Below are 22,260 nucleotides of genomic sequence, written 5' to 3'. Positions count from 1 at the left end.
GCGCGACTGGCTCTCACTTCCTGTTTAACAAGTTCCAGGCGCGCAAAGCCGGTCCCGACATTTGCGCCGCATGCGCTAAAAATCGATAGCGATGCCTTTTTTCTCCCAGTCGCCATAGCGGGCGGGGTCTAGCCCGTCACGTCCGCCCAGTTCAACGGGCGGTTTTGCCTTGGCCTCGGCTTCCTTGCGGCGCTGTGCGGCTTCGGCCAGGGCGCGCTGGGCGGCAGGGGGTAGGGTTGGCTGTGTGCTCGCTGGATCCTGTGGGGCAGGGCTTTGTTGCGGGGGCTGGGTCTCGTCGCTCATCGCGGGTTCCTTTATGCTGCGGCCATGGTATACGCCCCTCCTTGGTGGGGACAAGCCACCCGGCGTGCTGATGCTATGGCCAGCAGTGCGCGCCCCCATGCGAAGGAGAGCAGCAATGTCCGATGGAACCCAGGCCCGCCGTACGGTGATCTACCTTCTGGATCAGGTTCTGGGCGAGGGCCGGTTGTTGGCGGAATGCTATGCCGCTGGCGCGCTGGAGCGGCTGACGCCGGAAGATCGCGCCCGCACCCAGCGCCTGACCCTGCAGACCCTGCGCAGCCTGGAGCGCGCCGATCGCGTGCTGCAAAAGCATTTGAAAAAATCGACGCCGCTGACCGTGCATAATGCGCTGCGGCTGGGCACGGTTGAACTGTGCCACGGGGCGGCCGCGCATGGGGTGGTCAATGACATGGTGGCGATCATCTCCAAGCACCGCCGCCATGGCCAGCTGAAAGGGCTGGTCAATGCGGTGCTGCGCAAAGTGGCAGATCAGGGCCCGGCAGAATGGGCCAAACTGCGGGTGCCGCGCCTGCCGAAATGGCTGCGCAGCCCGCTGGCGCAGGCCTGGGGTAGTGCTGCCATGCTTGAAATTGAAGCGGCCCACTATGCCGGCGCGCCGTTGGATATCACCGGCAAACCGGGTGCGGATCTGTCGCCGCTGGGCGGAGAGCGTCTGGCGACGGGGTCGCAGCGTCTGGCCGAGGCCGGGCGGGTTTCGGCGCTGCCGGGGTATGAGGCCGGGGATTGGTGGGTGCAGGATGCCGCTGCCGCGTTGCCCGCCCAGATCCTGCAGGCACAAAAGGGCGAGCGGGTGCTTGATCTTTGTGCGGCGCCGGGCGGCAAGACCATGCAGATGGCCGCCAGCGGTGCTCAGGTGACGGCGGTGGATAGCTCTGCCGTGCGGATGGAGCGCCTGCGTGAAAACCTTGCCCGTACCGGGCTGGCTGCCGATCTGGTGGTTGGCGACGCCTTGGAACAGGCGGGGCAGTTTGACGCGGTATTGCTGGATGCGCCCTGTTCTGCTACCGGCACTATTCGCCGCCACCCCGATCTGCCACATGCCAAGGATGGCGCGGCCTTTGGTGCCCTGATAGAGCTGCAGGCGCAGATGCTCGCCCATGCCTGGAGCCTGGTCAAACCCGGTGGGCGTCTGGTCTTTTGCACCTGTTCGCTGCTGCCGGATGAAGGCGAATGTCAGGTCGAAGAGGCGTTGGAGATCTTTCCGGATATGTCCGTTGACAGCAGCGTGCTGGCGCCGCTGGGGATTGATCCGGCCTGGATCACTGAAGAAGGCGGCCTGCGTCTGCGCCCGGATTACTGGCGGGATCAGGGTGGCATGGATGGATTTTACATGGCGCTTTTGCGCAAATCTGCCTGATCGATACCCCACCTGCGCATTCTTCGGTGACTTGAGACAGCAACACCGCTAGTCTTTTGCCAAAACGCCAGCACTTCAAAGCAAAAGGCGTGAGGCAGAGAGCATGTCCAGATACGATAGAGTGGCGGGTCGTGGGACCCGGATCATGAATAGGTTATATGCCTGGCGCGCCCGCAAGCAGCCAGCCGCCAGCGGGTTTGTGTCACACCCCGAGCCGCGCACCATTGGCAGCTTTGCCCGCGGGCGGCAGCTGGTGGCGGGCAACCTGCTCTTTGCCGGGTTTCTGGTCGAATCGGACACCACTGGACTCTGGGATGTGACGGCCCCCGATGCCGCCTTCGAGGCGGAGCGTCAGGGCTTTTCCTGGCTTGATGATCTGGCAGCGGTGGGGGATATCCGGGCGCGGCAGAAGGCCCAGAAATGGGTCTGGGGCTGGATCGAAACCCATGGCGCAGCGGCGGGGTTAGGCGGGGCCCTGTCCTGGTCTCCAGATCTGACCGGGCGGCGGGTGATTCGCTGGATCAACCACGCTTTATTTTTGCTCAGCAGTAAGGACCGGGCCGAGAGCGAGGCATTTTATCAGTCTCTGTCACAGCAGACCTGGTTCCTGTCGCGGCGCTGGCAGGGGGCCTCTCCGGGGTTGCCCCGATTTGAGGCGCTCACCGGGCTGATCTATGCCGGGCTGGCGCTGCAGGGGCGCGAAGAGCTGGCCGATCCGGCCATCCGTGCCCTGGCGCAGGAATGTGAAAGCCAGATCGACGCGGAAGGCGGTGTGCCAACCCGCAACCCCGAAGAGCTGCTGGAGGTCTTCACCCTGCTGACCTGGGCTGCCGCCGCCTTGCATGAGGCTGGGCGCACGGTGCCTGCGGCGCAGATCAAGGCGATAGAACGGATTGCCCCGGCGCTGCGTACCCTGCGCCATGCAGATGGCGGGCTGGCGCGGTTTCACGGCGGCGGTCGCGGGATAGAGGGCTGGCTGGATCACGCGCTGGCTGCCGCCCATGTTTCTGGTAAGCACCTTGATGGGCTGGCGATGGGCTATGCCCGGCTTGCGGCTCGGCGCACATCGGTGGTGATCGACGCGGCTGTTCCGCCCCAGGGGGCGGCTTCCGGCAATGGCCATGCCTCTACCCTGGCGTTTGAGCTGACCTCGGGGCGGCGCCCCCTTGTGGTGAACTGCGGCTCGGGAGAGACCTTTGGCCTGGAATGGCGTCGCGCCGGGCGGGCCACCCCGTCGCATTCCACCCTTTGCCTGGCGGGGCATTCCAGTGCGCGTCTGGCCCCGGCTGACCGCACCACTGGGCAAGAGCTTTTGGTCGAGGGGCCAACCGAGGTTCAGATCGCGCTGGAGGAAGACACCGCAGCCAACCGCTTTCAGGGCGGCCATGACGGTTATCTGCGTGACTTTGGCCTGACCCATGCGCGCACCCTGGAATTGTCGGATGATGGCCGCAGCCTGTCGGGCGAAGATCTCTTGGTGGCCATCGAAGAGCCTGCCAAACGGGTTTTCTCCAAAATGCTGGATCGCTCTGGCACCCAGGGTATTGGCTTTGAGTTGCGCCTACACCTGCACCCAGATGTGGATTCGGCGCTTGATCTGGGGGGGGCTGCGGTTTCTATGGCGCTGAAAAGCGGTGAGATCTGGGTCTTCCGCCATGATGGAAACTGTGAATTGACGCTGGAACCCAGTGTTTATCTGGAAAAAACACGATTAAAGCCGCGTGCAGCCAAGCAGATCGTTTTATCTGGCCGCGCAATCGAGTATGCGACACGCGTCCGGTGGACGCTGAGCAAGGCGCAAGAGACCGCTATTGCTGTGCGTGACCTGAATCGGGATGAGCCCGAGATTTTTGACTGAGCCTAGACTTGAGCCTGAAAAGGACCGCCCTGCCATGACCGACCAGACCCCTATTCGCCGCGCCCTGCTTTCCGTATCCGATAAGACGGGTCTTATCGACCTGGGCAAGGCGCTGAGCGCACGCGGCGTTGAGCTTTTGTCCACCGGCGGTTCCGCCAAAACCCTGCGTGAGGCCGGGCTAGAGGTCAAGGATGTGGCTGATATCACAGGCTTTCCTGAAATGATGGATGGTCGGGTGAAGACACTTCACCCGATGGTACACGGCGGTCTTTTGGCGCTGCGTGACAATGCCGATCACATCAAGGCGATGGAAGAGCATGGTATTGGCCCAATCGACCTTTTGGTGGTGAACCTTTACCCGTTTGAGGAAACCGTGGCCAAGGGTGCCGATTATGACACCTGCATCGAAAACATCGACATTGGCGGCCCGGCGATGATTCGCGCCGCCGCCAAGAATCACGGTGATGTCACCGTGGTTGTGGATGTCGCCGATTATGAGGCGCTGTTGGCCAATATGGATCAGAACGGTGGCGCCACCGCGCCTGATTTCCGCCGCAAGCTGGCCCAGATCGCCTATGCCCGCACCGCCGCCTATGATGCTGCCGTGTCCACCTGGCTGGCTGGCGCGCTGGAGCTGGAAGCGCCGCGCCGCCGCGCCTTTGCCGGCGAGCTGAAGCAGACCCTGCGCTATGGCGAGAACAGCCACCAGAAAGCGGCCTTTTACACCGATGGCACCGATCGCCCCGGTGTTGCCACGGCGCAGCAACTGCAGGGCAAGGAACTGTCCTACAACAATATCAACGACACTGATGCCGCCTATGAACTGGTGGCGGAATTCGATCCGGCTGAAACAGCTGCGGTGGCGATCATCAAGCACGCCAACCCCTGTGGCGTTGCCAAGGGGGCGAGCTTGGTTGAAGCCTATCAAAAGGCCTTTGATTGTGACCGCACCTCTGCCTTTGGTGGTATTGTGGCGCTGAACCAGCCGTTGGATGCGGAAACAGCCACCAAGATTGTCGAGATCTTCACTGAGGTGGTGATTGCGCCCGGCGCCTCGGATGAGGCCAAGGCGATCTTTGCCGCCAAGAAAAACCTGCGCCTGCTGCTGACCGATGGTCTGCCAGACACCCGCGCGGCCCAAACCGCCTACAAACAGGTTGGCGGCGGTGTTCTGGTGCAGGACAAAGACGTGGGCTACGTTGGCATGGATGATCTGAAAGTGGTGACTGAAAAAGCCCCCACCGAAGAGCAAATGCAGGACCTTCTCTTTGCCTGGAAGGTTGCCAAACACGTGAAATCCAACGCTATTGTCTATGTCAAAGGCAATGCCACCGTTGGTGTTGGCGCCGGCCAGATGAGCCGCCTGGATAGTGCCAATGTGGCGGCCTCCAAGGCGCAGCGCATGGCCGATGAACTGGGGCTTGATGCGAGCCTGGCCAAGGGATCGGCCGTGGCATCTGATGCGTTCTTCCCCTTTGCCGATGGTCTGCTGGAAGCCGCAGCAGCAGGTGCAACCTGCGTGATCCAACCGGGTGGTTCCATGCGTGACGACGAGGTGATCGCCGCTGCTAACGCGCAGGGCATCGCCATGGTCTTTACCGGCATGCGCCACTTCCGCCACTAATCAAAACACGAGAAAAAAATGGCAGCAGCACGTTTGATTTTTTGGGGCGCCTTTTGGGCCTTTCTGGTGGACCAGGCCAGTAAATATCTGGTCATCCACTGGATGGGCCTGTCCCGACGTCTGAGCATAGATGTGCTGCCGCCGCTGCTGAATTTTCGCTATGGCGAAAACACTGGCATCAATTTTGGCCTGTTTGATAGCGATGTCGATACGGCCCGCTGGGTGTTGATTGGCTTGTCGCTGGTGATTTGTCTGGCGCTTGTGCTCTGGGTTGGGCGGGGCCGCGACAAGGGCGCGCTGATGCAGGTTTCAGCCGGGCTGGTGATTGGCGGGGCCCTTGGCAATGTCGCGGATCGCCTGCTCTATGGCTATGTGCTCGATTTTCTCAATATGTCCTGCTGTGGGGTCAATAACCCCTATGTGTTCAATCTGGCAGACGTGTTCATTTTTGCCGGGGCGGCTGGTTTGATCCTGTTTGAGGGGCGCAGCAAAAAGCCTGCGTGACCTCCCCTGGGAAATAGGCTAAAACCGCGTTGAAACTGGCGGGAGTATTGGGGAAATGCGAATTCCTCTGGCAATTATCGGTCTGATCTGTGCCGTGGCTGTAACGGGCTGCGGACAAAAATCGTTGCGCGATATTCGCAGCACCGGCCCCGGACCAGATGAATTTCTGGTGCTGCCGCCCAAACCGCTGAGCGCGCCGACTGACTATGCTGCGTTGCCGCAGCCAACGCCGGGTGGCACCAATCGCACGGATACCAACCCGCAGGCCGATGCCGTGGCGGCCCTGGGAGGCAAGCCCTCGGCGCTGGTGCCGGGATCGGGGATTCCAGCCAGCGATGCCGGCCTTGTCACCGCGTCTAGCCGGTATGGCGTGTCGCCGAATGTGCGTCAGGCCCTGGCCGCAGAAGATGCCGCTTTCCTCAAACGCAGACGGCGCGGCGGGCGCATCAAGATCGCGCCGGTTGATCGCTACGAACAGATCTATGCCAAAGAGACGCTTGATCCCTTTGCCGCCAATGAGGCCTTTCGCCGGGCCGGGGCTGCGACCCCCTCTGCGCCACCTGTGAGTGAAGAATAACAGCCTCAGCCCGGTCGCTGGTCTTGCTGCCTGCCGCCGCTTTTGGCTGGTACGATCGGTTGCGGTGGCTGTACTGCCAGCGATCACCTTTACGATAGTGATACTTGCGCTTACGCCTCAAGGGGGTAGGTTAAGCGCGGATGAGCGGGTTGCTTTATTCCAACCATGATACCCGTCAGATGGCAGGCCAGATCCAGCTCTGCTAGATCGAAGCCTGATCCGGGACCACAGGCAGTTTGCCCGGTTCATCTGACTGGCACCATGGTTGCAGCGATCCATTTGCCCCACTGTTTACATCAACGCCCGATATAAGCCCGCGCTGCGGTCTGCAGCCCTGGCTTCGATAATGAGGAGAATGCCAAATGATCCCAAGGATTACCTTGGCGGTGACCATGCTGAGCATCAGCCTTACAGGCAGCATGATCGGGGCCGGCAGCGGCGCTCTGGCTGAAACGCCCGCGACGGTTACAGAGGTCGAAGACCCTATCACAAGTTTTACGTTGGACAATGGCATGCAGGTTGTCGTGGTCGAAGACCACCGGGTGCCGGTGGTGCAGCACATGGTCTGGTACCGGGCGGGCTCTGCCGATGAACCTATTGGCCAGTCCGGGGTTGCGCATTTTCTGGAACATTTGCTGTTCAAGGGCACAGATACCCTTGCCGCCGGCGAACTTTCGGCGACAGTAGCGGCCAATGGTGGGCGCGACAATGCCTTTACCAGCTATGATTATACCGCCTATTATCAGCGGGTTGCTTCGGATCGGCTGGAGCTGATGATGCAGATGGAAAGCGACCGGATGGTCAATCTGCGCCTTGCCGAAGAGGATATCGTCACCGAACGCGAAGTGATCCTGGAAGAGCGCAACCAGCGCACGGACAACAGCCCCCGCGCTTTGTTTGGTGAACAGCTGAAGGCCGCACAATATCTGAACCATCGCTACGGGCAGCCAGTGATCGGCTGGCGTCACGAGATGGAAGAGCTGGACATGGCCGATGCGCTATCCTTTTACGGCACCTATTATGCGCCCAATAATGCCATTCTGGTGGTGTCGGGCGATGTGGACCCGGAAGAGGTGAAATCCTTGGCCGAGACCTATTATGGCGTGATCCCGGCAAATCCGGATCTGCCGCAGGTTCGGGCGCGCAGCAAAGAGCCGCCGCAAAATGCGGAGCGGCGCCTGATCTACCGTGACCCACGCGTCGCCCAGCCCTATGTCCAGCGCTCTTATCTGGCGCCGGAACGCGATGCGGCTGCGCAGGAAAAGGCCGCCGCGCTGTATCTTCTGGCAGAGCTGTTGGGCGGGGGGACTACATCATATCTGGCCAATGCGCTGCAGTTTGATCAGCAGGTTGCTGTCTACACGGGTGCGTTTTACTCAGGCGTTTCTCTGGATGCGACCAGCTTTGATTTTCTGGTGGTGCCAGCCGAAGGCGTCGCCCTGCAAGAGGCCGAGGATGCATTGGATGCCACCCTGGCTGAATTCATGGCCAAGGGCGTGGACCTGGAACAGCTAGAGCGGATCAAGCTGCAACTGCGGGCCTCGGAAATCTATGCGCGCGACAATGTCGATGGCATCGCCACTCGCTATGGCCGGGCGCTGACCTCGGGGCTGACGATTGAGGATGTGCAGGATTGGCCGAAGATTTTGCAATCGATAACCGCGGATGAAATCATCGCCGCTGCGCAGGATTTGCTGCGTCCCGAGGCCTCGGTGACGGGGTGGATGATGCGGCAGGAGGAGGGCAAGTGATGCGCCTTACAGTGATAAAGACGGCTCTGTTTTTCTGGGCCGGGATCGCGGCGCTGGCGCTACCGGCGCAGGCGGAAATCAAGATCGAAGAAGTCACATCACCCGGTGGCATCACTGCCTGGCTGGTCGAGGACCATTCGATCCCCTTTACCGCGCTAGAGTTGCGCTTTCGCGGCGGCACCTCGCTGGATGCACCGGGCAAACGGGGGGCGACCTATCTGATGGCCGGCCTTCTGGAGGAAGGCTCTGGTGAGATGCGGGCGCAGGACTATACCCGCGCGGTTGAAAATCTGGCGGCCAGTTTCGGCTATGATGCCGACCGTGACAGCCTGTCGATCTCGGCCCGCTTTCTGAGCGAAAATCGCGATGCGGCAATTACCCTGCTGCAGCAAACCCTACAGCAGCCCCGCTTTGATCAGGATGCCTTGGACCGGGTTCGGGCACAGGTGCTGGCCGGGCTTCGATCGGATCTGAAGGATCCCAATAAGATTGCCAGCCAGGCCTTTGCCGCCCTGGCCTATGGCGACCACCCCTATGGCAGTTCCGGCAAGGGCAGTATCGAGAGCGTCTCGGAATTGACGCGGCAGGATATCTTTGCTGCGCATGATGCGATCTTTGCCAAAGACCGGCTCTATGTCAGTGCGGTGGGGGACATCACCCCAGAGGATCTGGGGCTGCTGCTGGACCAGCTGTTGGGCGATCTGCCCGCCGCCGGGGCGGCGCTGCCGGGGCCAGCAGAGGTGACCATTCCGGGGGGTGTCAGCATCGTTGATTACGACACACCGCAATCGGTGGCGCTGTTTGGCCATCAGGGGATTGAACGCGATGATCCCAGGTTCTTTGCCGCCTATATCATGAACCAAATTCTGGGTGGCGGGTCGTTTGACAGCCGCCTGATGAAAGAGGTGCGGGCAAAACGTGGGCTGACCTATGGCGTCTATTCCTATCTGGTGCCGCAGGATCTGGCGGCGACCTACATGGGGCAGCTGGGATCGGCCAACAGCAAGATGGCCGAAGCGGTCGAGGTGATTCAGGCTGAATGGCAGGGCCTTGCCAGCGACGGGGTCACCGAGAAAGAGCTGCAAGACGCCAAGACCTATCTGACCGGGGCCTATCCGCTGCGCTTTGATGGCAATGGCCAGATTGCATCGATCCTGGTGGGGATGCAAATGGATGACCTGCCGATCGACTACGTGCAGACCCGCAATGACAAGATCAACGCGGTGACACTAGAGGAAATCAACCGCGTTGCCGCAGAGGTTCTGCGCCCGCAAGAGCTGCATTTCGTCGTGGTGGGCCGCCCAGTGGGGTTGGCCGAGACAATCAACTGATCCCGTCTGGCGCAGATTTTTTCTGGCGGATGCAACAAGAAAGGCCGGGGAATTCCCCCGGCCTTTTTCTGTGTCCTGACCTGTCTGGCCTTATTCGCCGTAGGGCACCCAGATGTTTTTTACCTCAGTGGATTCCCGCAGCATGGTGCGACTGTGGTCCTGGCTCCAGTCAATCGCGCTTTGCGGTATCCAGGTCCGTTTCAGGTTCAGCGCCGAGGCCTGCTCAATCGTGCTGTCCAGATCTGCCGAGGCAAAGCTCCAGACCGCATCGACATTCATATGCGCAGCCAGTGGTTCGGCCAGCGCTTCGGCGTCGCCGGTCAGGATATTGACCACCCCTGCTGGTACATCGGAGGTTTCCAGCACCTGAAAGAAATCGGTCGCAGCCAGTGGAAACGGGGCTGAAGCGGCCAGCACCACCCGGTTGCCCATGGCCAGCGCCGGTGCCATCAGCGACACCAGCCCCAGCAGCGGTGCCTCATCCGGGCAGAGCGCGCCGATCACGCCAACCGGTTCTTTCATCGCCAGGGCCACGGCGCGCATTGGCACGCCGTGTACCTGGCCATCATACTTGTCGGCCCAGGCGGCGGCGGTGAACAGGCGTTCGACCGTGGTTTCGACCTCTTTCACGCCGGTCTTCTTGCCGGTCATGGCGTCAATGCGATTGGCAAATTCGGTGGCGCGTGCGGACAGATTTTCGCCGATATAGTACAGGATCTGCGCCCGAAGATGGCCGGTGGTCTTGGACCAGGCCTTGGCAGAGGCCGCGGCTTCGACGGCATTGCGGATGTCTTTGCGCCCGGCCTGTCCCACATGGCCGATCAGCTTGCCATTGGGGGCGTAGATGGCTTTGGAATAGCCGCTGTCAGGACGGGCCTGTTTGCCGCCGATATACATCTTGGCGGTGCGGTCCACCGGATCGGTGTTGCCGCCTGGCTGTTTACCTTCAAAGGCGGCAAGGGATTTGCGCGCCTTGGGTTTGTCCTTGGGGCGGGTATAGGCGCTCAGACCTTCCCAGCCGCCTTCCCGGCCAAAGCCGCTTTCGCGGACCCCGCCAAAGCCGGCGGCGGCGTCAAACATATTGGTGCCATTGATCCAGACCACCCCGGCGACCAGCTTGGGGGCAAGATCCAGCGCCAGATTGATGTTTTCGCTCCAGACGGTGGCGGCTAGCCCATAGCGGCTGTTGTTGGCCAGTTCTACTGCCTCGGCCGGGGTGCGAAAGGTACAAGAAACCAGCACTGGGCCAAAGATTTCTTCCTGCATCAGGGGATCCGATGGCGCGAGCCCCTGGATCAGCGTTGGCGGGAAAAAGCAGCCCTCGCTTGGCAGGGGCAGGGCGGGTTGATAGGTCTCGCCGGCCTGATTGGCCGCGACCAGGGCGGTGATGGTTTGCAGTTGTACCGGGTCAACCACAGCACCGATGTCGATGGATTTATCCAGCGGGCTGCCCAGGCGTAGCTTGTCCATACGTGCCTTGAGCCGGGTGTAGAACTGATCGGCAATGCCTTCCTGCACCAAGAGGCGCGATCCGGCACAGCAGACCTGGCCCTGGTTGAACCAGATGGCATCCACCAGCCCTTCGACCGCAGAGTCCAGATCGGCATCGTCAAACACGATGTAGGGTGATTTTCCGCCCAGTTCGAGCGTCAGCGCCTTGCCAGTGCCGGCGGTGGCTTCGCGGATGCGCCGCCCAACCGAGGTCGACCCGGTAAAGGCGATCTTGTCCACATCCGCAGCCACGATCATTTCGCCCACAGCTCCATCGCCGGTGACGATGTTGACCACGCCTTTGGGCAGCCCGGCCTGCTGGCAGATATCGGCAAACAGCAGCGCGGTAAGCGAGGTATATTCCGCCGGTTTCAGCACCACGGTATTCCCCATAGCGAGCGCCGGCGCGACCTTCCAGGCCAGCATCAACAGTGGGAAATTCCAGGGGATGATCTGGCCACAGACCCCAAGCGCCTGGGCTCCCGGCAGCTCCGCTTCCATCAGTTGGGCCATGCCCGCGTGATAGTAGAAGTGGCGCTGCGCCAGCGGGATGTCGATATCGCGGCTTTCGCGGATCGGCTTGCCGTTGTCCATGGTTTCCAGCACCGCAAACAGGCGCGCGTGTTTCTGCAAAAGCCGGGCAATGGCATAAAGAAACCGCGCCCGTCCCGGCCCGCCAAGTTTTTCCCAACCGGGCTGGGCGCTGCGCGCCGCAGAGGTGGCGGCATCGACATCGGCCTGGCTGGCCTGGCTGAGGGTCGCCAGAACCTCGCTGGTGGCGGGGTTGCGGCTGTCAAAGCCATCGCCGGGCGCGGTAAAGCTGCCATTGATGAAATGGCCAAAGCGGTCGCCTTGGTCAACCAGCCAGGCCAAGGCCTCGGCGGCGCTTTCGGGGGCAGGGCCATAATCCATGGTCTCAAAAATCTCTTTGATGCTCATTGTATCGGTTCCTTGGCCGTGCAGCCTTGGGGTTTCAGCACCCGTTGGGTGGAGGCAGGATGGCGCAGCAGTGCCGCTGCGGGACGAAGGGGGCGCGGCACCAGATTGCCACCGCAGTTGGGGCAGATGCCTTTGAGGGTGTTGTCGGCACAATCGGCGCAGAAGGTGCATTCAAAGGTACAGATTCGGGCCTCTGGGCTGTGCGGTGGCAGATCGCGATCGCAACATTCACAATTTGGTCTCAACTCAAGCATCTGATCAGGCCAGCGCATGGCGGTAGTCGGCCGAATAGGCACCGGTGACATGGTGTTCCAATTGGCGCTCGATGTCGTTCAACAGCGATGACGCGCCAAAGCGGAACAGCCCTGGCTGCAGCCAGTGATTCCCCAGCTCTTCCTTGATCAGGGACAGATAGACCAGCGCGTCCTTTGCCTTGGAGATACCGCCGGCCGGCTTATAGCCAACCCGGAAACCGGTGCGGTGGTAATAGTCGCGGATGGCGCGGATCATCACCAGGCTGACGGGCAGGGTGGCGTTGACGCTTTCCTTGCCGGTCGAGGTCTTGATGAAATCGGCCCCCGCCATCATGCAGATCAGCGAGGCCCGTGCCACGTTGCGCAGCGACCCCAGCTCTCCGGTGGCCAGGATCGCCTTCACATGGGCCTCGCCGCAGGCCATGCGAAAGGCCTGCATTTCATCATAGAGCGCCTGCCAGTTCCCCGACAAAACGTGGCGGCGTGAAATCACGATGTCGATTTCGCGGGCACCTGCCTTGACGCTTTCGCTGATCTCGGCAAGGCGCAAGTGAAAGGGCGATAGCCCGGCGGGAAACCCGGTGGACACGGCGGCGACGGGAATGCCACTGCCCTCCAGCGCGGTCACTGCGGCCGGGATCATGTCATGGTAGACGCAGATCGCGCCGGTGGTGATCGGCCCCATGTTCAGCGCCTGCAACAGATCGGGACGCAGCGGTTGGCGGGCCTTGGCGCAGAGACGGCGCACCCGGTCGTCGGTGTCATCCCCGGACAGGGTGGTCAGGTCGATGCAGGTGATCGCTTTCAGTAACCAGGCAGCCTGATAGTCCTTTTTCACGCTGCGTCGTGCGGGCAACGTGGCGCAGCGGCGTTCAATTGCAGATGTATTGGCCTGCAAGCTGGTGACCCAATCAAGGTCAAGCGCCATACCGGGGTTGCGCGGTTCCTGGGCCAGGGCCAGCGGGTTCGTGTGTTCCAAGGTTTGGCTTTCCATTCCGGGGATCCTCAACAGAGTTCCGCGCAAAAGTCGCACGGGTGCGGCATCTTGGCAAGCAAACCGGGATTTGGCTGGTGGTATTTTGGCCTTTTGAACAAGATCGACATCTTTTTTTGAGAATAAGTCGCAATTGCGTTGACTGTATTGAGAATCATTCGCATATTCACATCAAATCTATCTAGAGGAGGCGAGAGCCCGTGCGTTTGAGAAATTTTGCCCTGTTGGGCCTGATGATGCTTCTTGCTCTGCCACTGGTGACTGGTCGGGCCCTGGCGGAAGCGCCACTGAAAGTTGTGGCGACGACCGGTATGATTGCCGATGCGGCACGCCAGATTGGCGGCGCCGAGGTGGAGGTCAAGGCGCTAATGGGGCCGGGTGTTGACCCCCATGCCTATCGCCAGACCCGTAGCGATATTGTTGCCATGACTCGCGCCGATCTGGTGCTCTGGCACGGGCTGTATCTTGAGGCGCAGATGCAGGAGTTCTTTCACGACCTGACCCGCAAGCGCCCGGTGGTGGCGGTGGCCGAGGGGCTGCCCAAGGATCTTTTGCGCAGCCATGACGACTATGCCGACAAATATGACCCGCATGTCTGGATGTCTCCGGCCCTGTGGAAGCTGGTGGTGGAAGAGGTGCGCGCGGCCCTGACAACGGCCCGTCCACAATCGGCCGAGCTGTTTGCCGCCAATGCCCAGGCGCATCTGGCTGAACTGGATCGCCTGATCGCCTATGGCACCGAAGCGCTGGCCAGGGTGCCGGAAAACAAGCGTATCTTGCTGACGGCCCATGATGCCTTTGGTTATTTTGGCCGTGACTACGGGTTTGAGGTTCAGGGCATTCAGGGCATTTCCACCCAGTCAGAGGCCGGGCTGAACCGTATTGGCGAACTGGTTGATCTGCTGGTTGCCCGCGACATCAAGGCGGTCTTTGTCGAAAGTTCGGTCTCGGACCGGTCTGTGCGCGCCCTGATCGAAGGCGCGGCGGCCCAAGGCCACGCGGTCAGCATTGGCGGCGAGCTGTTCTCGGATGCGATGGGGGCAGATGGCAGCTATGAAGGGACCTATCTAGGAATGCTTGATCACAATATCACCACCATCGCCACTGCCTTGGGGGCCGAGATCCCGGCGCGCGGCATGGCTGGCAAACTGTCGGCGGGGCTGTAATATGTCATTGGATGCAGCAAATAGCCCAGTTGAAAATCGCGTGGTTGCCGGGCTGGACCAGGACGCCAAAATCGCCCAAAGCCCACTGGCTGTGCGGGGACTCACCGTCAGCTATGGTGAAAAGCCAGCGGTGTTTTCTGTTGATATGACGGTAGAGCCAGGGCAGATGACCGCCATCATTGGCCCCAATGGGGCGGGGAAATCCACCCTGTTGAAAGCCGCGCTTGGCATTGTGGCACCGATTTCGGGCCGTGTGACGATCTTTGGCCGACCATTGGCCGAACAGCGTGCCCGCATCGCCTATGTGCCGCAGCGCGCCAGCGTGGACTGGGACTTCCCGACACGGGTGATTGATGTGGTTCTGATGGGGCTCTATCGTGAGCTGGGCCTGTTGGGCTGGATAAAGGGCAATCATCGGGCCAGAGCGCTGGATTGTCTGTCCCGTGTTGGCATGGCGGATTTTGCAACCCGCCAGATTGGCCAGCTGTCCGGCGGCCAGCAACAGCGGGTGTTTCTGGCGCGCGCCCTGGCGCAGGGCGCTGATCTTTACCTGTTGGATGAACCCTTTGCTGGGGTAGATGCAGCAACGGAAAAGGCTATTATTTCCGTGCTGAAATCCCTGCGGGCCGCTGGCAAGACCGTGGTTGTGGTACACCACGATCTAGCCACGGTGGCGGAGTATTTTGACAATGTCTTCTTGATCAATACCCGCCGCGTCGCCGAAGGCCCGGTTGCTGAGGCCTTCAGCGAAGAAAGCTTGCAGGTGGCCTATGGCGGCCGTCTGGCGGCGACGCAGATTGACCAGCTGGCGCGGGCCTAAAGGAACAGATCATGCTATTGGACGCATTTACCCTGCAGCTTGGCTATAACGCCACGTTGGTGGCCATCGGGGCGGCCCTCTTGGGGACGGCAGCCGGGATCACCGGCACTTTCTTGTTTCTGCGCAAACGGGCGCTGGTTTCCGACGCGGTGAGCCATGCCACCCTGCCCGGAGTCTGCATTGCCTTTTTGCTGATGGCCTTGGCGGGCGGCGATGGGCGCAATCTGGCGGGGCTGTTGCTGGGGTCCGCCGTTTCTGCCGGTATCGGCCTATGGTGCATGAACTGGCTGACCCGCAATACCCGCCTGGCAGAAGATGCGGCCATTGGTGCCGTTCTCTCGGTGTTTTTTGGTTTTGGCATTGTTCTGCTGACCGTGATCCAGACGCTGGGGGTGGGCCAAAAGGCCGGACTGGAAGGCTTCCTGCTCGGCTCTACCGCTGGGATGCTTTATAGTGACGCGCTGGTGATCGCCGCAGGGGGGGCGGTGACGCTGCTCTTGGTGCTGCTGACCCGTCGGCCCATGACGCTGGTGGCTTTTGACCCGGAATATGCCGCCGCTCGTGGCCTGCCGGTAGAGCGAATCGACCTGCTGATGATGGGGCTAGTTATGGCGGTGACCGTTGTCGGGCTAAAGATCGTCGGGCTAATCTTGATCGTGGCGCTGTTGATCATTCCTGCCGTCACCGCGCGGTTCTGGTCCGAGCGATCCGATCACGTGGTGCTGCTGGCGGGGCTGTTTGGCGGTATTGCGGCCTATATCGGCGCGGCGCTTTCGGCCTCGGCCCCGAATTTGCCAACTGGCCCGATCATCGTTTTGGTGAGCTTTGCACTCTTTGCGCTCTCATTGTTTTTGGCACCCAACCGCGGCGTGCTGGCGGCGGTGCTGCGCCATATGCGGTTCCAGCGCCGGGTGCATCTGCGCCAGGGCCTGCTGGCGTTGGCCCAGGGGCAGGCCATTTACGAGAGCCTGACCCTGCGGTTGCTGCGCCGGGCTGGGCTGCTGCGGGCGGATGGGGTGGCCACGGCCAAGGGCCAGGCCCGCGCGGCCAAGGCGCTGCGCGACGAGAGACGCTGGGAAGTGGTGCGCGGTGACGTCACGCAAGAGGCCGCAGCGGCGCTCTATGATGGGCTGCGCGATATTGAAACCGTGCTGACCGTGGATCAAATTCAAGAAATCGACCGCCGAATTGGTGGCCCACGCGAGGTGCTGTCATGAGCGGCGAAGAATTTGTCCCCCTGTCCCTGACGCCGATGCTGATTGGTGTGTTTGCCGCCGTGGCCTGCGCGCTGCCGGGGAATTTCCTGTTGCTGCGCCGTCAGGCCCTGATTGGCGATGCCATCAGCCATGTGGTGCTGCCTGGCATCGTGGTCGCCTTTCTACTGACCGGCATGATCTCTGCCTGGCCGATGATGCTGGGCGCGGCGGGTGCTGCGGTGGTTGCAGTGGTGCTGATCGAAGCCATTCGCCGTCTGGGCCGGATTGAACCGGGTGCCGCCATGGGAGTTGTCTTTACCACCATGTTTGCCCTTGGGGTTTTGTTGCTGGAACAGAGTGATACCTCGGCGGTGCATCTGGATGTGGAACATGCGCTTTATGGCAACCTGGAAAGCCTGATTTGGCTGGACGCCACGGGCTGGGGGTCGCTGCTGGATCCGCAGGCGCTGCGCTATCTTCCGATAGAGCTGCCACGGATGGCGCTTACCCTGGTTGGTGTCTGCCTGTTCATCGCACTGTTCTGGCGGGCGCTGAAGATTTCCACCTTTGATGAAGGCTTTGCCCGTACCATGGGCATTCGCACCAATCTGTTGGGACTGGGCCTGGTGATCACCGCAGCAGTTGCGGCGGTTGCGGCCTTTGATGCGGTGGGGTCTATCATTGTCATTGCCATGTTTATCTGTCCGGCGGCCTCGGCACGGATGATGACCAATCGGCTAGAAGCCCAGATCGGCTGGAGCGTGGGGTTTGCGGTGCTGGCGGCGGTGCTCGGTTATGTTCTGGCGGGCTATGGCCCGCTGTGGCTGGGCGGACAGGACGCGGTCAGCGCCGCCGGAATGATCGCCACAGTCTCGGGGGGGGGCCTTGCAGTGGCCGCTAAATGTGGCCCCTGTCGCAGCCGCGCAGGGGCCCCAGCCGGGGTGTGAATGATGCCGTAGGCAGGGGAAAAATCCCCGCAGCCTGCGGCGGGAAATTTTGTTCCCCTCTTGTTCGAAATTTACTACACAAGCGGTGGCAGAATCGCGTGAAGCTGCTAAATTTAGCGGTATGAGCACGCAGAACCCCCATATCAGCGATCCCCAACGCCCCACCATTCGCCAGCTGGACGACAGCGCAATCAACCGTATTGCTGCCGGCGAGGTGGTGGAACGTCCTGCCTCGGCGGTGAAGGAACTGGTTGAAAATGCCATTGATGCCGGGGCGCGGCGGATCACCATAGATATTGCCGATGGCGGCAAGACCCTGATCCGGGTGACGGATGATGGCTGCGGCATGACGCCCGAGGATTTGCCGCTGGCGCTGTCGCGCCATGCCACCTCGAAAATCGATGGATCAGATCTACTGAATATCCACACCTTTGGCTTTCGCGGCGAGGCGCTGCCCAGTTTGGGCGCGGTGGGGCGATTGACCATCACCAGCCGGGCGGCAGGGCATGAGGCGGCGCAGATCAAGGTCTCTGGTGGCAAGATGGAACCGGTGCGCCCGGCGGCGCTGCGCGCGGGCACCATCGTCGAGCTGGCCGATCTGTTTTATGCCACGCCGGCGCGGCTGAAGTTCATGCGCACCGATCGCGCCGAATCTCAGGCGATCAGCGATGTGATCAAGCGCCTGGCCATGGCGGAACCCTCGGTGGGCTTTACCCTGCGCGATGTCTCGGGCGGCGGTACAGGCCGCGTTACCTTTCGCGCCGACCCCCTGACAGGGGATCTGTTTGATGCGCTGCACGGGCGGCTGACCTCGGTGCTGGGGCGTGAATTTGGCGAAAATGCGCTGCGTATTGATGCCACCCGTGATGGCATCCGCCTGTTTGGCTATGCGGCGCTGCCGACCTATTCGCGCGGTGCTGCGGTGGCACAGTTTCTGTTTGTGAACAGCCGACCGGTGAAGGACAAGATGCTGACGGGCGCGCTGCGGGGGGCCTATTTTGATTTCCTCAGCCGGGATCGCCACCCGGCGGCGGCCCTGTTCATTGATTGCGATCCGACCCTGGTGGATGTGAACGTCCACCCCGCCAAATCCGAGGTGCGGTTTCGCGACCCCGGTCTGGCGCGCGGGTTGATCGTATCTGCCCTGCGGCATGCCCTGGCAGAGGCGGGGCATCGGGCCTCGACCACTGTGGCCGGTGCGACCCTGGGGGCGATGCGCCCAGAAGCGCCAACCGCCACAGGTGCGGCGCGGATCTATCAGATGGACCGGCCTTCCATGGGGGCGCGCGGCGCGTCCTATGCGGGGCAGAGCCCAGATTTCAGCGCTGCGTTTCCCCCGGCGCCACCGCCGCCCGCCGCCCAGGGCTTTGCCGAGCTGCAGGGAGATTACAGCGGCCGCGTGACCGAGGAGGCCCCGGGGCCGATGTCGGATGCGCCCGAGGGCAGCGCGCCCGGCGCCGTGCATCTGCCGCTGGGGGCGGCACGCGGGCAGGTGCATGAGAACTACATCATCGCCCAGACCGAGGACGGTATGGTCATCGTCGATCAGCACGCCGCCCATGAGCGGCTGGTCTATGAAAAGCTCAAGAAACAGATGGCGCAAAACGGGGTTGCGGTGCAGGCGCTGCTGATCCCGGAAATTGTCGAACTTGGCAGCAATGACTGCGCTCGCATCCTGGCCCATTCCGAGTCGCTGCAACAGTTCGGCCTGACCATCGAAGCCTTTGGCGGATCGGCGCTTGCGGTGCGCGAAACTCCGGCCATCCTGGGTGAGGTCAATGCCGAGGCTATGGTCAAGGATATCCTGGATGAACTGGACGATCAGGGCGAAAGCCAACTGGTGCAGGCGCGTCTGGAGGCCATCCTGAGCCGGGTTGCTTGTCACGGCTCTATCCGGTCGGGGCGGCGGATGCGCGGCGAAGAAATGAACGCCCTGTTGCGCGAGATGGAGGCCACGCCGCATTCCGGCCAGTGCAATCACGGCCGCCCCACCTATGTCGAGCTGAAGCTGGCCGATATCGAACGGCTGTTCGGGCGCAGTTGATGGAGGGTATGGAACAGGCAGTTCAGGCGATGAACGAAGTCGGGCTGCTGATCCTGCTGGGGCTGGGCTTTGCCACGGTGTTGCTGCTGTTGCTGGTCCTGTCTCTGCGCAGTTCTGCGCGGGCGGCGCGGGCCGTTGCCCCGCTGGCGCAGCATATGAACCAGTTGGGCCAATCGGTGCAGCAGCTGCGCGGCGGGTTGCAGCATGTGTCTGACAGCCAAGCCACCGCGCAGCTGCAGATGGTGCAAACCGTCGAGGCGCGCCTGAATGATGTGCAGCAGCATATGAACGACCGACTGGCCGAAAATGCACTGCGGCAGGCCCAGGCCATGGCTGAAATGCAAGAGCGTATGCAAGAAAGCCTGCATGGCAGCAGCAAGCGCACCGTGACCTCGCTGACCCAGCTGCAGGAACGGCTGGCGGTGATCGACAAGGCGCAGGACAATATCACCAAATTGTCGGGTGATGTGCTGTCGCTGCAGGATATCCTGTCAAACAAGCAGACCCGCGGCGCCTTTGGGGAAATCCAGCTCAATGACATCGTATCCAAGGCGCTGCCAGCGGGCAGCTATACGATGCAGGCCACCCTGGGGAATGGCAAACGCGCCGATTGTCTTGTGCATCTGCCCAATCCCCCAGGCCCGATTGTGATCGATTCCAAATTTCCACTTGAGCCCTATGAAGCGCTGTATCGGGCCGAGAGCCGCGATGAAAAAGCCTATGCCATCCGGCAGATGAAGGCAGCGTTTCGGGCGCATATCACGGCGATTTCGCAGAAATATATCATCGAGGGGGAAACCGCCGAAGGGGCGCTGATGTTTCTGCCCTCAGAGGCGGTTTATGCCGAACTGCACGCAAATTTCTCTGGGCTGGTGCGCGAGGGATTTGCCGCGCGGGTCTGGATTGTGTCCCCCACCACCTGCATGGCGACGCTAAATACCATGCGCGCCATTCTAAAGGATGCCCGCATGCGCGAACAGGCGGGAGCCATCCGTGCCGAGCTGGGGCATCTGCACCGGGATGTCGAACGGCTGGGGGATCGCGTCGGCAATCTGGACCGCCATTTTGGCCAGGCAGCCAAGGATATTGCCGAGATCAAGATCAGCGCTGAGAAAGCCGGGCGGCGGGCACAGCGGCTGGACAATTTCGATTTTGAAGACATCCCGGCAGAGCCGACAATCAATGTTGTACCCCTGGGGGCAAAAGAGACGTGACGTACGAAACACTTGATGGGGCTCTTCTGCGCAAAGCCGAGGTGGAAGTCGAACGGTTGGTGGCCCTGCTGCGGATCGGCGTGGCGTTCTGTCTGCTGCTTGCCTTTGTTTTTGCTGTGCAAGGAGATGCAGGCTACACGCAGCCCTATCTGCGGATGCAGTGGATCTTGGCCTTCTGCACCCTGATTTTCTATTTCCTGCTGGGCGCAGTGGCCTTTTGGCTGGCGACCTCGGGGCGGTTTCGCAGTTGGATGGTCTGGCCGGCCGTCACGCTGGACTGTGCCTTTATGCTGGTGAACACCTGGGCCGGGTTGATCAATGCCGGTCTACCCGGAGAGCTGACCTTTCTGCTTCCCCCGACCTGGCTGGTACCGGTTATTCTGGCCTTTTCAGTACTGCGCTTTAACCCCTACCTGCAGACCTATTGCGTTACCTTGACGGTTGCCGGGCTTGCCTATCTGACTCTGTGGCAACCAGAGGCGATCACCCCCTATGTGGCCAGCCGGGTGAAAGATCTTGTCATGCTGCCACCAAATGTGGTGCGGATCACCATGATCGCCTTGGGGGGCGTTGTGCTGATTGCGGTGGCCTACCGGACGCGCAAGCTGCTGCATAGCTCAATTATAGATGCTCAGGCCCGCGCCAATCTGACCCGCTATCTGCCCGCGCAGTTGGCGGATCGGCTGGCCGATGGCGGGCTGAGCGAGCTGCGCCGTGGCAAGCAGCATGAGATGGCGGTGATGTTTGTGGATATTCGCGGTTTCACTCATTGGTCTGAAGGGCGCGCTCCGGAAGAGGTTGGTGCCTATATCAGCGAATTTCGCAGGCGGGTGCATCTGGCGGTTGGCGATCACGGCGGGATGATTGACAAGTTTATCGGCGACGCGGCGATGATCCTGTTTGACGGTGAAAATGCCGGGCGCGAAGCGCTGAATTGCGTTGAGGCCCTGCTCCGAGAGCTTCGGGACTGGGGCGCTGAGCGACGCGCCAGTGGTCGAAATGAAGTGCGGATAGGAATTGGCCTTCACCTTGGCGATGTCTTTTCGGGAGTTGTCGGTTCTGCCGAGCGTTTGGAGTATTCCGTTTTTGGCGATACAGTGAATACGGCAGCACGACTGGAAGAGCTGACCAAAACAGCGGGTGTTGGGGTTATTGCCTCGGCTGCGGTGCTTGAGGCTGCTGCAGCAGAGCCCGCGCGCGAGGGGTGGATTGCCCTGCCTGCGGTGCATCTGCGCGGGCGCAGCAAGGGGCTCGAAATCTTCGGACGGGAGTCGGTGAGCCCAGGCGCAGATTGAGGGGGCAAGGGGCCTTGTTCTTGCCCCAGATCAAAGACCCTTATCCTGCGCTCCTGTTTTATGGGGGTAAGCGGCGAACAGAAGGAGGTAGGCGATGCTGGAAATCTCAACACGCAAGGTGGCACAGGTGGCACTGATGGCGCGGGAACTGGGGCGTGCAGAAGGTGAATTGCGGGCTTTTATTGAGCGACTTGGTGAGGATGAGCAGGCCGAGCTGACTGCGATCATGTGGATTGGCCGAGGGAGCTTTGAAGCCGAAGAGCTACAAGAGGCCATAGAGACGGCACGGATTGAGGCAACCACCCCGACAGTGGAATACCTGATTGGCACCCCCCACTTGGCGGACAATCTGGAAGCGGGCCTGGACGCGCTGGGGATTGCGGTGGGCGACGTCGAAGGCGATGTCATCGGACGTTAAAGCAGGGTGCGCAAAAGAGGTGACCGGTTTTGAGCATCTAAAACATGCGATATCAAATCGGGAGAGCCAGTTGCGTGACTGCAAATGAAGGCGACAAGATCTAGGCGCTGCAGCAAGGCAATAGAACTCGCCAGGGGCCTTGGCTTGCTGTCACAG

General features: G+C 61.4%; 19 protein-coding genes. 15 read left to right on the top strand and 4 right to left on the bottom strand.

Features of this window, described 5'->3' with window-relative positions:
* Nucleotides 1-75: 75 nt before the first annotated feature.
* Nucleotides 76-303 (bottom strand): DUF1674 domain-containing protein, encoded by a 228-nt coding sequence (locus LRK71_RS03780; RefSeq protein ID WP_232401206.1) that lies wholly within the window; start codon nt 301-303, stop codon nt 76-78.
* Nucleotides 304-418: 115 nt separating this feature from the next.
* Here LRK71_RS03780 and LRK71_RS03775 point away from each other — a divergent pair, with 115 nt between their 5' ends.
* The 7 genes from LRK71_RS03775 to LRK71_RS03745 all read left to right on the top strand — a co-directional run bounded on the left by LRK71_RS03775 (nt 419) and on the right by LRK71_RS03745 (nt 9,326).
* Nucleotides 419-1,681, top strand: a complete 1,263-nt coding sequence (locus tag LRK71_RS03775) for an RsmB/NOP family class I SAM-dependent RNA methyltransferase (protein ID WP_232401205.1) — start codon at nt 419-421, stop codon at nt 1,679-1,681.
* Between the two features lie 103 nt (nt 1,682-1,784).
* Nucleotides 1,785-3,539 carry a heparinase II/III family protein gene (locus LRK71_RS03770; RefSeq protein ID WP_232401204.1) on the top strand — a complete coding sequence of 585 codons (1,755 nt, stop codon included), beginning with the start codon at nt 1,785-1,787 and terminating at the stop codon, nt 3,537-3,539.
* 34 nt (nt 3,540-3,573) lie between these two features.
* A complete protein-coding gene (purH, locus tag LRK71_RS03765) occupies nt 3,574-5,163 on the top strand; it encodes a bifunctional phosphoribosylaminoimidazolecarboxamide formyltransferase/IMP cyclohydrolase (RefSeq protein WP_232401203.1) in 1,590 nt (529 codons plus the stop codon).
* 18 nt (nt 5,164-5,181) lie between these two features.
* Complete coding sequence (lspA, locus tag LRK71_RS03760; protein WP_232401202.1) at nt 5,182-5,667, top strand: signal peptidase II; 486 nt, start codon at nt 5,182-5,184, stop codon at nt 5,665-5,667.
* A 55-nt stretch (nt 5,668-5,722) separates the two neighbouring features.
* A complete protein-coding gene (locus LRK71_RS03755) occupies nt 5,723-6,244 on the top strand; it encodes a DUF3035 domain-containing protein (RefSeq protein ID WP_232401201.1) in 522 nt (173 codons plus the stop codon).
* 362 nt (nt 6,245-6,606) lie between these two features.
* Nucleotides 6,607-7,995, top strand: a complete 1,389-nt coding sequence (locus LRK71_RS03750) for a M16 family metallopeptidase (protein WP_232401200.1) — start codon at nt 6,607-6,609, stop codon at nt 7,993-7,995.
* Nucleotides 7,995-9,326 (top strand): M16 family metallopeptidase, encoded by a 1,332-nt coding sequence (locus LRK71_RS03745; RefSeq protein WP_232401198.1) that lies wholly within the window; start codon nt 7,995-7,997, stop codon nt 9,324-9,326. Before LRK71_RS03750 ends, LRK71_RS03745 begins: the two co-directional genes overlap by 1 nt.
* Before the next feature lie 90 nt (nt 9,327-9,416).
* Here the strand turns inward: LRK71_RS03745 and LRK71_RS03740 are convergent, their stop codons facing one another.
* Genes LRK71_RS03740 through deoC form a run of 3 tightly spaced genes read right to left on the bottom strand, consistent with a single transcriptional unit; the run spans nt 9,417 to nt 13,004 of the window.
* Nucleotides 9,417-11,756, bottom strand: coding sequence for an aldehyde dehydrogenase family protein (locus LRK71_RS03740; RefSeq protein ID WP_232401197.1), 2,340 nt, complete (start codon nt 11,754-11,756; stop codon nt 9,417-9,419).
* The gene (locus LRK71_RS03735; protein WP_232401196.1) at nt 11,753-12,010 is read right to left on the bottom strand and encodes a DUF1272 domain-containing protein; all 258 of its coding nucleotides are present in this window, start codon (nt 12,008-12,010) and stop codon (nt 11,753-11,755) included. The genes LRK71_RS03740 and LRK71_RS03735 overlap by 4 nt, the downstream gene beginning before the upstream one ends.
* Before the next feature lie 4 nt (nt 12,011-12,014).
* The gene (deoC, locus tag LRK71_RS03730; RefSeq protein WP_232401195.1) at nt 12,015-13,004 is read right to left on the bottom strand and encodes a deoxyribose-phosphate aldolase; all 990 of its coding nucleotides are present in this window, start codon (nt 13,002-13,004) and stop codon (nt 12,015-12,017) included.
* A gap of 233 nt (nt 13,005-13,237) precedes the next feature.
* Between deoC and LRK71_RS03725 the strand changes: the two genes are divergently transcribed.
* From LRK71_RS03725 to LRK71_RS03690, 8 genes are all read left to right on the top strand, one after another.
* A complete protein-coding gene (locus tag LRK71_RS03725; RefSeq protein ID WP_232401956.1) occupies nt 13,238-14,170 on the top strand; it encodes a metal ABC transporter solute-binding protein, Zn/Mn family in 933 nt (310 codons plus the stop codon).
* A gap of 1 nt (nt 14,171) precedes the next feature.
* The gene (locus tag LRK71_RS03720; RefSeq protein WP_232401194.1) at nt 14,172-14,990 is read left to right on the top strand and encodes a metal ABC transporter ATP-binding protein; all 819 of its coding nucleotides are present in this window, start codon (nt 14,172-14,174) and stop codon (nt 14,988-14,990) included.
* 11 nt (nt 14,991-15,001) lie between these two features.
* Nucleotides 15,002-16,207 carry a metal ABC transporter permease gene (locus LRK71_RS03715; RefSeq protein WP_232401193.1) on the top strand — a complete coding sequence of 402 codons (1,206 nt, stop codon included), beginning with the start codon at nt 15,002-15,004 and terminating at the stop codon, nt 16,205-16,207.
* Nucleotides 16,204-17,133, top strand: coding sequence for a metal ABC transporter permease (locus LRK71_RS03710; protein ID WP_232401192.1), 930 nt, complete (start codon nt 16,204-16,206; stop codon nt 17,131-17,133). The genes LRK71_RS03715 and LRK71_RS03710 overlap by 4 nt, the downstream gene beginning before the upstream one ends.
* A 121-nt stretch (nt 17,134-17,254) precedes the next feature.
* Nucleotides 17,255-19,177, top strand: coding sequence for a DNA mismatch repair endonuclease MutL (gene mutL, locus LRK71_RS03705; RefSeq protein ID WP_232401191.1), 1,923 nt, complete (start codon nt 17,255-17,257; stop codon nt 19,175-19,177).
* A complete protein-coding gene (locus LRK71_RS03700; protein ID WP_232401189.1) occupies nt 19,177-20,391 on the top strand; it encodes a DNA recombination protein RmuC in 1,215 nt (404 codons plus the stop codon). The genes mutL and LRK71_RS03700 overlap by 1 nt, the downstream gene beginning before the upstream one ends.
* Nucleotides 20,388-21,686 (top strand): adenylate/guanylate cyclase domain-containing protein, encoded by a 1,299-nt coding sequence (locus LRK71_RS03695; RefSeq protein WP_232401187.1) that lies wholly within the window; start codon nt 20,388-20,390, stop codon nt 21,684-21,686. Before LRK71_RS03700 ends, LRK71_RS03695 begins: the two co-directional genes overlap by 4 nt.
* A 94-nt stretch (nt 21,687-21,780) precedes the next feature.
* The gene (locus LRK71_RS03690; RefSeq protein ID WP_232401185.1) at nt 21,781-22,104 is read left to right on the top strand and encodes a DUF3775 domain-containing protein; all 324 of its coding nucleotides are present in this window, start codon (nt 21,781-21,783) and stop codon (nt 22,102-22,104) included.
* The last annotated feature ends 156 nt before the right edge of the window (nt 22,105-22,260 follow it).

It is taken from the genome of Pseudophaeobacter flagellatus (assembly GCF_021228235.1).
GTDB lineage: Bacteria > Pseudomonadota > Alphaproteobacteria > Rhodobacterales > Rhodobacteraceae > Pseudophaeobacter > Pseudophaeobacter flagellatus.
The sequence above is the reverse complement of the archived record's forward strand: the minus strand, read 5'-3'. Positions and strand labels throughout refer to the sequence as shown.

Bases quoted from the DNA above. Each gene is read 5' to 3' on its own strand.
- LRK71_RS03770 (WP_232401204.1), top strand. From the start codon at position 1,785: ATGTCCAGATACGATAGAGTGGCGGGTCGTGGGACCCGGATCATGAAT.
- lspA (WP_232401202.1), top strand. From the start codon at position 5,182: ATGGCAGCAGCACGTTTGATTTTTTGGGGCGCCTTTTGGGCCTTTCTG.
- mutL (WP_232401191.1), top strand. From the start codon at position 17,255: ATGAGCACGCAGAACCCCCATATCAGCGATCCCCAACGCCCCACCATT.
- LRK71_RS03715 (WP_232401193.1), top strand. From the start codon at position 15,002: ATGCTATTGGACGCATTTACCCTGCAGCTTGGCTATAACGCCACGTTG.
- LRK71_RS03690 (WP_232401185.1), top strand. From the start codon at position 21,781: ATGCTGGAAATCTCAACACGCAAGGTGGCACAGGTGGCACTGATGGCG.
- LRK71_RS03710 (WP_232401192.1), top strand. From the start codon at position 16,204: ATGAGCGGCGAAGAATTTGTCCCCCTGTCCCTGACGCCGATGCTGATT.
- LRK71_RS03780 (WP_232401206.1), bottom strand. From the start codon at position 303: ATGAGCGACGAGACCCAGCCCCCGCAACAAAGCCCTGCCCCACAGGAT.
- LRK71_RS03725 (WP_232401956.1), top strand. From the start codon at position 13,238: ATGATGCTTCTTGCTCTGCCACTGGTGACTGGTCGGGCCCTGGCGGAA.
- LRK71_RS03720 (WP_232401194.1), top strand. From the start codon at position 14,172: ATGTCATTGGATGCAGCAAATAGCCCAGTTGAAAATCGCGTGGTTGCC.
- LRK71_RS03755 (WP_232401201.1), top strand. From the start codon at position 5,723: ATGCGAATTCCTCTGGCAATTATCGGTCTGATCTGTGCCGTGGCTGTA.
- purH (WP_232401203.1), top strand. From the start codon at position 3,574: ATGACCGACCAGACCCCTATTCGCCGCGCCCTGCTTTCCGTATCCGAT.
- LRK71_RS03735 (WP_232401196.1), bottom strand. From the start codon at position 12,010: ATGCTTGAGTTGAGACCAAATTGTGAATGTTGCGATCGCGATCTGCCA.
- deoC (WP_232401195.1), bottom strand. From the start codon at position 13,004: ATGGAAAGCCAAACCTTGGAACACACGAACCCGCTGGCCCTGGCCCAG.
- LRK71_RS03740 (WP_232401197.1), bottom strand. From the start codon at position 11,756: ATGAGCATCAAAGAGATTTTTGAGACCATGGATTATGGCCCTGCCCCC.
- LRK71_RS03775 (WP_232401205.1), top strand. From the start codon at position 419: ATGTCCGATGGAACCCAGGCCCGCCGTACGGTGATCTACCTTCTGGAT.
- LRK71_RS03750 (WP_232401200.1), top strand. From the start codon at position 6,607: ATGATCCCAAGGATTACCTTGGCGGTGACCATGCTGAGCATCAGCCTT.
- LRK71_RS03745 (WP_232401198.1), top strand. From the start codon at position 7,995: ATGCGCCTTACAGTGATAAAGACGGCTCTGTTTTTCTGGGCCGGGATC.
- LRK71_RS03700 (WP_232401189.1), top strand. From the start codon at position 19,177: ATGGAGGGTATGGAACAGGCAGTTCAGGCGATGAACGAAGTCGGGCTG.